We start from the raw sequence: 9,571 nt of genomic DNA, 5'->3' as shown, positions 1-9,571 counted from the left end.
AAATCTGTTGACCCCTCTAACCTGGATAAGCTAATGGATGCATCGGCAAAAGTGGTATTCGACGAAATGAAAAAGCAGGGGTTTATTACAGGAGTTTAAAAACAATTAATAATTAAGAATGAATAATTAATAATCGCTGTGCATGCACTTCACGCACAAACTGTCCTCTTTATTATTAATTATTAATTCTTCATTATTAATTATAAACGGAGGCCGGCGGCAATTCATCCGCATTGGCAAAAGCCCGTTTAAATGCCAGCTGGTATTTACGGGCTGCTGCTGTTTTACGCTGCATCATCAAGCTTTGATATAAACCCAGCAACGACCAGCCATTACCGGGATTAAGCGCCAGGTCCTGCCGGTATACTTTCTCTGCTGCGGATGCCTGTTTCATTTTTAATAAATGAGCGCCTAAAAAATGACGCGCAGGTATGGGCCAGTCCTTGGGTTCACGGTATATCAGCTGATCCTCATACACCACAGCTGTTTTCAGCAATTGCTTCGCAGCTTTCATCTTTCCCTTTGAAGCAAGCAGCTCAGCTTCCAGTATCGCAGCTGCAATTTTTGCGCAGTCCAGCGCCGCATTAAAAGGAAGGTTCCTTACCGGCAGCGAGCTGTCTTTTAATAAACCCTTCAGCCCCTGCAGATGCTGACCCGCAGCTGCCGTATCATGCAGCTTAATGGATGCCAGCCCTTTCCCGAAATGATCCAGCAGCAGGGCGTAATGCAGGCCCGCGCCCGGTTCCGGCATGGCGGCAATCGCTTCCCATTTGCCGGATCTTATGGCCGTGAACATGGGCAGCATGTATAAATATTGAAAAAAGGTATTAGACAAACGCGCCCTGTAATCCTTTGCTAAAAGATCATGCAGCTGTCCGGCCATCTCCCCGCCCTTTTTATACATGTTTGCATTCATCGCGCAAAAAGATCCTACCGCATTAAAATGGGTTAAGCTGAATACGCCCAGCTTCAGGTTCGGCGCCATCCCATCATACTCCGTTTGTAATGCACCGGCAGCCTGGTTCACATCAACACCTTTTGCATACAAACCATTACGCTGGTACATATGGCTGGCCATATGCACCATATGGGATACCCCTGGCATAGCCTCTTTCAGCACATCTGCATTATGCAGCGCTTTTTCAGGATGCAGGGATGCTTCTACCAGGTGTATCTGGTAATGCAGGGCTGCCGGGTGCGCCGGATGCGCCTTCAGGATCTCATCACAATCCTTCACCAGCTCCACGGTCCATGCTTTTGGAGTACCGTCGTTGTTCCAGAAATCCCAGGTATGTTCCAGCATTACAGCATCCACATACAAAGCTTTTATATCTGCATCAGCGGGATATTTTTTCACCAGGGCAGCCAGGGCCAAAGCATAAGCGCGGTTTAGCCCACTACGTTTACTGTCGGCAGTATCGGTTGAATATCTTTTATTAATAGCATTCACCAGGTCTTTTTCCTTTTCCGTACTGTTAACGGCTGCCTGGTTCATTTGCGCCAGCACCGGCAAAACAGCGGCCGGCATTTTATAAACATAGCTGTTATAATAAGGCCCCATGGATAAGGCCTGGCCCCAGTAGGCCATTGCACAGGAAGCATCATGCCGGGCAGCTTCCTTAAAGGAAGCAAGTGCTTCGGTAAGGTGATAGCTGTAGTACATATTCAGCCCCTGGTTAAAAAAAAGCTGGGCGCTATCGCTGCTGGTATGCACCGGGTAGCTGTACGTACCCCAGCCGGGAAAAACCGGTGCATATTTACCGCTTGCATCCGGCCGCAGATCCGGGTTGGCAGGCAGCGCACAGCCAATGAAGGTCCGGTTATCAGGTAATGCTACCCTGTTGTTCTGATGATCAGTAATGAGCCGGAATGAAAGCATTCCTAAAAGCAAAAAGGCAGATCCCACAAGTAAGAAGTGAACTTTCATAATAACCAGTGTTATTAAGTTAGCGGTTGGCTGATCCCTGCACAGGCAATTCGTTTGAGGTTAGTTATTTACCAGGCTGTTATTGTAAGTTAAGCTGTTTTTACCATATGATGTTACCTTAACATTAATTCTGTTCCGGAAAGTCCTCTTATACGTACGGAAGGGCTTCTTATCATGTGAAAAATTGGTTATATTGCAATACTACTATCTGATCCAATTAAGAAAAACCGTCCTTCACCCCACAACCCTGTAAGGACCATTGTAATCGCTAAAAGCAACTCATTATGCTGGTTAGTAACAAGCATTTTACGCCGGTGATTGGTCTTGATATTCACATTGTGCTGATCTTAGGCGTTCCTGTTCCTTTGCCGCACCCCTACATAGGCCTGGTGGTAGACCCGATGGATTATATTCCGTTCATAGGCGCCACAACCAAGATCAACCATGTACCCCGCGGTAAAAGCGATACCAGCGGCATCCTCATCATCCTGTTTCACATTCCCATGGGCGGCCCTTTCCTGCTGGCGCCTATGATAGGCCACGATTCCGTGAATTTTTTCGGCAGCCAGAAAACAAAGGTGGAAGGCAATCTTATGAGCCCCTCCGGCTACATGATGATGACCTGTAACGATATAGGCATGCCGCTGTCCATAAAACCGGGCAAAAAGTTCAAGCCCATTCCCAGCATGTATCTGCCTACCTCCTATTCCATACCGGTTTCTTTTGGTAAGCCGGTAAGTGTAGGCGGACCCTATGTGCCGGATTGGGCCGGCGCGTTGTTGAACATCGTCATGTCTTTTGGATTTGGCGCACTAATGAAAGGCCTGGGAGCAGCCGGTAAAAGGCTGGCCACCAAATTTAACCACGCCTTAAAAGGGAAAATAGGCAGCAATAAGCTCAGCAAGTTCCTGTGTAAAAAAGGCCTTGAACCGGTTGACCTGGTGCAGGGCATTGTAATATATGACGGTACTGATTTTGAGCTGCCCGGCCCCATTCCCCTGAAATGGACCCGCTCCTGGAACAGCGACAGCTCATTCACCGGTGTATTAGGCCATGGCACGCACCAGGGCTATGACATGCGCATCCGGGAATTTGCCGCAGAAAATGCTACCGTAGCGCTGCTGGGCGATGGCCGCAGCGCTGTGTTTGAACCGCTGCCCTACACAGGAAATACGGATTACAACCGGCATGAAAAACTCACCCTTACCCGTACCGACCTGGAAGAATACCAGCTGCTGGATCATACGGAAAGATTGTCTTACCATTTCCGTAAGCTGCATTCAACGGATGATGAGTACCGCCTGTATGCCATCCGCAACCAGGCCGGATTCATGATCAGCTTCCACCACAACAGCAAAGGCAACCTGGTGCAGGTAATAGATAGTGCAGGGCGCCACCTGCAGGTGAGCAATGATGCGCAGGGCCGCATTACCAGCGTAACCGCACAGCACCGCGGCGCACAGCAGCTCATGGTCCGCTATGCCTATAACGAAGCCGGCGACCTGGCCGAGATCACCGATGCGCTGAACCAAACTACCCACATGCGGTATCACAACCACCTGATGGTAGAAAAAACAGACCGTAACGGGCAATCTTTTTACTGGGAATATGATCATAAGGCCCGCTGTACCCACAGCTGGGGCCAGGGCGGTGTGGCAGAAGGCTGGCTGGAATACCATCCCGAAAAAGGTTATAACTTATTTACCAATTCACAGGGCCATACTACCACTTACTACTATACGCCGGATTTTGTGGTAAGCCAGATCAAAGACCCCATGGGTAACTCCAGGTTCTTTGAGTACACGGATGATTTTGAAATATACCGGGAGATCGATGAGGAAGCTAACGTTACCGGCTATACTTACGATGAACGGGGTAACCGTACCGGCATTGTACAGCCGGATGGCAGCACCACCACCTTCAACTACGATGCTGCGGGCAGGCTGGTATTAGCCACCAATGCCCAGGGCGCCGCCCGTACTTACATTTACTATAAAACCGGAGATCATACAGGCCTGCTGCATACCCTCACAGAAGCAGATGGCAGCATCCAGATCTTCCGCTATAATGAGCACAACCTGCTGAAGAAAATAGAGAATGAACGCGGGCAGCAAACCCTGTTGGAGTACGACCAGGATCATAACCTGGCCGCATTTACCCTGCCGGATGGCAACCGCACCTTATGGGAGTATGATGCCTGGGGTAAATGCACCCGCACGGAAAATCCATTGCATGAACAGCAGTACCTGCACTATGATGCGCTGGGCCGTATCACGGCCATGGAGCTGGCAGATGGCAACCAGGTTACTTTCCGCTATAATGCTTACGGGAAAATACTGGAAGCTACAGACCGTAACCAGCATGTAAAATTCACCTACACACCATTGGGTAATATCAAGATCCGGGAAGAGAACGGAACCAAAGTACATTTCATGTACGATAAGGATGAGCTGCTCACCGGCGTAGTGAATGAGCATGGAGAAACCTACCGTTTCACCAGGAACCAGCGCGGCGATATTATCCGGGAAACAGGCTTTGACGGCGCTACCCGCCAGTATGAACGGGATGCTGCCGGCAGGATCACCAAAATACTGCGGCCCGGCAACCGCTGGACCATCCATGAATATGACTACAACGGAAACCTTACCCGCACAGAACATAGTGATGGCACCTGGGAAACCTTCAGCTACAACCGCAGCGGCCAGGTAATAGAAGCCGCCAATGAGCACAGCACCGTTAAGCTGCAGCGGGACATCATGGGCCGCGTAACGGAAGAAGAGCAGAACGGCTACAAAGTATCCGGCACATACGATCTCAATGGCCGCCGTAAACAGGTACAAAGCACATTAGGCGCGCTGCTGCAATTTGAGCGGGATGATAATGGCAGCCTAACCGGCATACAGACAAATACACCGTGGACCTTAAACATACATCATAACCAGCTGGGCCTGGAAACAGCGTATACATTTCCCGGGCAGGTACAAAGTATTTGGAATTACGGGAAAGCAAGCCTGCCGGAAAGCCATACGGTGAAGATAGCAGATCACGACACACTGCGCCTGCATTACCGCTGGGGCCCGGATCAGCACCTGAAACAGATCATTAACGGGCTTACCCATGGTACTACCCAATACCGGCACGATGATGTTGGCAACCTGGTATGGGCGCAGTATGAAAATGGCAAGGAAGATCATCGCACAGCGGATAAAGCAGGTAATATCTATAACAGCACGGATCGTAAAGACCGGCATTACGGCGCGGGTGGCAAATTGCAGGAAACGGAAAACAGCCGCTATCATTATGATGAGGAAGGCAACCTGGTAAGGAAGATCACCCGCAACCCTTCCGGCCTCAATGAGGTGTGGGAATATGAATGGTACGGCAATGGCCTGTTAAAGCAGGTAACCCGCCCCGATGGTAAAAAGGTAAGCTTCCGTTATGATCCCTTTGGCCGCCGTATTGAAAAGGAATTTCATGGCCAGCTAACCCGCTTTGTATGGGATGGCAATGTGCCGCTGCATGAATGGAAATATAAGTCAGCCGAAAGGCCCGTGGTTACCATCAATGAGCTGGGCGATCTGCAGCAGGATCATCCCGAACCTGTTCCAGCGGAATCCCTTGTCACCTGGGTATTTGAAGAAAAGAACCTGGCGCCGGTAGCTAAAATTCAAAATGGCCGGCAATACTCCATTGTCCGGGATCACCTGGGCACGCCGGCAGCAGCCTATGACGAAGCCGGTGAAAAAGTATGGGAATGCCGGCTTACTATTTACGGCAAGCCGCAAACATCAACCGGCTCACAGGAATTTATACCTTTCCGGTACCCCGGCCAGTATGAAGATGAAGAAACCGGCCTGCACTACAACCGCTTCAGGTATTACGATCCTGAAAGAGGCGGCTATATTTCCCAGGATCCTATAAAGCTCTACAGCAACACCTTAACCCTGTATGGTTATGTGCAGGATCCGCTATCCTGGATGGATCCCTTTGGCCTCATAGGCTTCCTCACCGGCCTGGCCAAAGATATCGCCGATTCCGGTGATCACTTCTTCTCGCAAAAGCTGCGTACCGTAGCAGTGGGTCAGGATGCAAACGGCAACCTGTTTGCGGCATCCAGTAATGGTTTGGATGCAGGGCAGCGGGCTAAGGCCATTGAGCTGGGCGTAACGCCGTTAAACAGCTCCACCGTAATGGTAGATGGTAAGAACCTGCATGCGGAAGAAGTGCTGCTCAAGGAAGTGGACGACCTGAAAGCAGTAGGCACCTGGAAACGGGCCCCCTGCGGTGCCGATGAACATAACTGCCTGCAGCAGCTGATTGATAAAGGTGTTAAAATTGAATGCGATTAATTAACTTTCAGCATGATCTATAATGAATTAAAGAACGACCTTATTAATGCTACCGCCGACCTGTCGGCGCAGCAGCAGGCGCTTTTCTGCATCTACTGCACGGAAAAGATCATTGACCTGTACCGGCCGGTGGTAGATAAGTTCAATTTCGGGAACTACCAGCTGATCCGGAAAATGGGCGATTTTGTATGGAGTAACCTGGCCGCCTATACGCCCGAAAACATGCAGCGGGCCGGCCAGCTCAGGGAGCAGCTGGAGCCCATTGTACCGGATGGCGATGAATACCCCGGCCTGGAAAGCACCCTTGCCATGAATGCCTGTATATGCCTGGACACTTCGCTCAACACCTTCTCGGGCAAAAAGAATGTCGCACACATAGCAGGCCTGTATCTATATGATACCATTACCCAGATCCTGTTCAGTAAGCTCACAGAAGAAAAGCTGCTTACCGAAGAAGTGCTTACCCGGGTAGATAATATGACGGCAGTGAAAAATGAGATCACTGACCAGGAAAGCGTGCTGCAGATCATCATTGCCTCACCCTTCAGTCAACAGCTGGCAGATGGTTTACGGCAGCAGTCAGTAGTGAAAAAATATACCGTTGAAAATGTAGCTTTGAGCTAACGGGCCGAAACGTGTGCCACGCCTTTGACGTGTGGCACACATAAACATATAGAATGGACTTATCCTTACTAACCACCCACATATCCGGATACATTACCCCAAACGCAACAGAGCTCGACTTCCTCAGCTCCATCCTCATACAACGCCCTTTCAAACAGGGAGAAGTGCTTATACACGCCGGCGAACCCGCCCGCTACATGGTATTTGTAAACAGCGGCCATGTAATGACCTACTTTACAGATGATGATGCCAACGAGCATGTAATGCAGTTTGCAGCCGCCGGCTGGTGGGCCGGTGATATTTACTCCATCAGCAATCATGCTACCACTAAATATTCCACACGCGGGCTGGGTAATGGCGAAGTGCTGCTGCTGCCACGCATAGCCCATCAGCAGCTCCTGGAAAAGTTCCCGGCCATGGAACGCTATTTCCGCATGCATTTCCAGAATGCATTGATCCGGCAGCAGCTCCGTTTTATGGAAAGCTATACCACTAGCTCCGAAGAGCGGTACCAGAAATTTGTGGACACTTATCCAACCATTGAACGCTTTGTGGCACAGAAGCATATCGCTTCCTACCTGGGCATTACCCCGCAGTTCCTGAGCAGGATCCGTAAGCGGATCGCTGAAAAGTAAATGAAACTGGTTTCATATTTCAGGCAGCAGATCATCACCTTGTTTCATTTTTTTGCAGCAGGCCCGCTATAGCTTTGCATGCATAAAATCAACAAGCAAATGCAAGTAAGTAACTGGATAGTAGACATGAACCACTCCGAAGTACGTTTTAAGGTACGGCACCTGGCGCTTTCAAATGTAGCCGGTGTGTTCAGAACCTTTAAAGGGCAGGTAGTATCTTACAATGAAAATTTTGAGGATGCCAAAGTAACCTTTGAAATTGAAACAGGCAGCATTGATACCAACAATCCGGAAAGGGATAAACATTTAAGAACGCCGGACTTCCTGGACACCGAACATTTTCCACTCATGAAATTCACCGGCGTTATAAAAGGCGATACACTGTTAGGTGATCTTACCATCCGCAACACCACCCAACCAGTGCAGCTGGCCCTTGAATACGGCGGCACAGGCAAGGGCCGCTTTGGCGATGTACGGGCAGGGTTTGAAGTAAATGGTAACATCAACCGTAAGGATTATGGCCTTACCTGGAACCTTTTAACAGAAGTAGGCAGCCTGGTGGTGGGCGAGGATATTAAACTGCAGTTTGATGTGGAACTGATTAAGAGTGGGGAGGATAGTTGATGCCCCACTGCTTATTAGGCTTAGGCCCCAGCCAGATCTCCAGTACGCCGCCTCCCGCAAAATCCTCATGCGGGAACCAGAAATTATTCAAAGGCTTCCCATTCAACAATACCTTCTGGATATAAATATTATTTTCACTATTGTTATGAGTTTTAATTACAAATTGCTTCCCTTTATAATAATGCGGGTCAAGGTTGATGGTCACCTGGTCAAACACAGGACTTGTAATATCATAAACCGGCGTTACGTTCACAGTTCCCTGTAAATTAAACAAGCCAATTGCCATTAAAGCGCTTAAGGCGCCCATCTGCCCCTGGTCCTCATCCTGCCCGCCATATCCAAGGTCAGGTGTGGTGCCGCCATAAGCAGCGTCTTTTACCTTACGTACCCAGTATTGCGTTAACCAGGGCATGCCGGCATAGTTAAATACATGCGCATCCGACAAAGCGGGTTGGTTACCATAGCTAATATAGCCCTGACCGTACTCCGTAGCAAAATCGCTTGCCGCCGCTTTTTCAAAAGCAAAATTCAGTTTTTCACAAAGTGCAGGATAGCCGCCCATCAGCTTTGCCAGGCCGCTTATATCATGCGATACGCCCCAGGTGGCCTGCCATGCATTGGCCTCTATCCAGCCTTCGCCGCTTAATGCATTGGTATGTATAAATTTCCCTTCCTTATTTTTTGGAAATAACAGCTGCTGATTGGGCTCGTATAATTTCTTCCATCCGGCAGACCGTTTCATAAAGAAATTATAATCCTCCATATGTTTCAGCTTATAGGCCATTTGTGCGGCAGCATAATCCTGGAATGCCGCTTCAATAGTGATCCCGGCATTATCGGGCCAATATCCGTTCTTGGTATAGAATGTCAGCTCATCCTTGCTGCCCATTACCCCGCCGGGGAGATGGTTAGCTTTAATGATATTGTAAGCATGTACGGGATCGGCCTTTTTGAGCAGGCCTTTCATATAGGTGCTTACGATCAGGTTAGTTACCGGGCAGCTGGTCATGATATAAGTATCTGCGCCGCCAACAGGTCCGCGTGGCAACTGGCCGCCGTCATCAGCAAACTGCAGCATACCGGCCGACATATCATCCTGCACTTCCGGCCAGCCCAGCCCCCAAAGTATATTCAGGTTCCATTGGGTAAGCCACCAGGCATCGGAGTTGTACATATTGAAGCGCAGGCTGCCATCAGCATTCTTAGGTACGGTCTTGACCTTGAAGATGGCATCAGTAAAGTTCCCATCCCGCTTGCCTTCGGTACGATCGGGATAATCGCCCGACACATCGTTGATCTTGTGCCGGCCCAGTAATACATGCCAGAGGTCTGTATAGAATTTTATTTTCTGTTCGGTGGTTCCCCCCTTCACGTCCATCTTACCCAACCATTGGTTCCAGATAGCCTGTGAC

6 protein-coding genes are annotated in these 9,571 nt (G+C 49.5%); 4 read left to right on the top strand and 2 right to left on the bottom strand.

Annotated elements, in window-relative coordinates; genetic code table 11:
* Positions 1-196: 196 nt before the first annotated feature.
* Positions 197-1,927, bottom strand: a complete 1,731-nt coding sequence (locus VIM87_RS20910; RefSeq protein ID WP_331998887.1) for a hypothetical protein — start codon at positions 1,925-1,927, stop codon at positions 197-199.
* Between the two features lie 284 nt (positions 1,928-2,211).
* On the opposite strand from VIM87_RS20910, the gene VIM87_RS20905 reads away from it, so the two are divergent.
* The 4 genes from VIM87_RS20905 to VIM87_RS20890 all read left to right on the top strand — a co-directional run bounded on the left by VIM87_RS20905 (position 2,212) and on the right by VIM87_RS20890 (position 8,159).
* A complete protein-coding gene (locus VIM87_RS20905) occupies positions 2,212-6,276 on the top strand; it encodes an RHS repeat-associated core domain-containing protein (protein ID WP_331998886.1) in 4,065 nt (1,354 codons plus the stop codon).
* Positions 6,277-6,288: 12 nt separating this feature from the next.
* Positions 6,289-6,900: a DUF416 family protein gene (locus tag VIM87_RS20900; RefSeq protein WP_331998885.1), complete on the top strand. Its 612-nt coding sequence runs from the start codon at positions 6,289-6,291 to the stop codon at positions 6,898-6,900.
* Positions 6,901-6,953: 53 nt separating this feature from the next.
* The gene (locus VIM87_RS20895) at positions 6,954-7,535 is read left to right on the top strand and encodes a Crp/Fnr family transcriptional regulator (RefSeq protein WP_331998884.1); all 582 of its coding nucleotides are present in this window, start codon (positions 6,954-6,956) and stop codon (positions 7,533-7,535) included.
* Positions 7,536-7,634: 99 nt separating this feature from the next.
* On the top strand, positions 7,635-8,159 hold the full coding sequence (locus VIM87_RS20890; RefSeq protein WP_331998883.1) for a YceI family protein: 525 nt from the start codon (positions 7,635-7,637) through the stop codon (positions 8,157-8,159).
* Here VIM87_RS20890 and VIM87_RS20885 read toward each other — a convergent pair.
* The coding region (locus VIM87_RS20885) for a glycoside hydrolase family 92 protein (RefSeq protein WP_331998882.1) at positions 8,137-9,571 on the bottom strand (1,435 nt) is incomplete at its 5' end. The genes VIM87_RS20890 and VIM87_RS20885 overlap by 23 nt on opposite strands.

This window comes from Chitinophaga sp. (genome assembly GCF_036569125.1).
Classification (GTDB): Bacteria; Bacteroidota; Bacteroidia; order Chitinophagales; family Chitinophagaceae; genus Chitinophaga.
The sequence above is the reverse complement of the archived record's forward strand: the minus strand, read 5'-3'. Positions and strand labels throughout refer to the sequence as shown.

Coding starts and splice junctions, on each gene's coding strand:
- VIM87_RS20890 (WP_331998883.1), top strand. CDS start 7,635: ATGCAAGTAAGTAACTGGATAGTAGACATGAACCACTCCGAAGTACGT.
- VIM87_RS20905 (WP_331998886.1), top strand. CDS start 2,212: ATGCTGGTTAGTAACAAGCATTTTACGCCGGTGATTGGTCTTGATATT.
- VIM87_RS20900 (WP_331998885.1), top strand. CDS start 6,289: ATGATCTATAATGAATTAAAGAACGACCTTATTAATGCTACCGCCGAC.
- VIM87_RS20910 (WP_331998887.1), bottom strand. CDS start 1,927: ATGAAAGTTCACTTCTTACTTGTGGGATCTGCCTTTTTGCTTTTAGGA.
- VIM87_RS20895 (WP_331998884.1), top strand. CDS start 6,954: ATGGACTTATCCTTACTAACCACCCACATATCCGGATACATTACCCCA.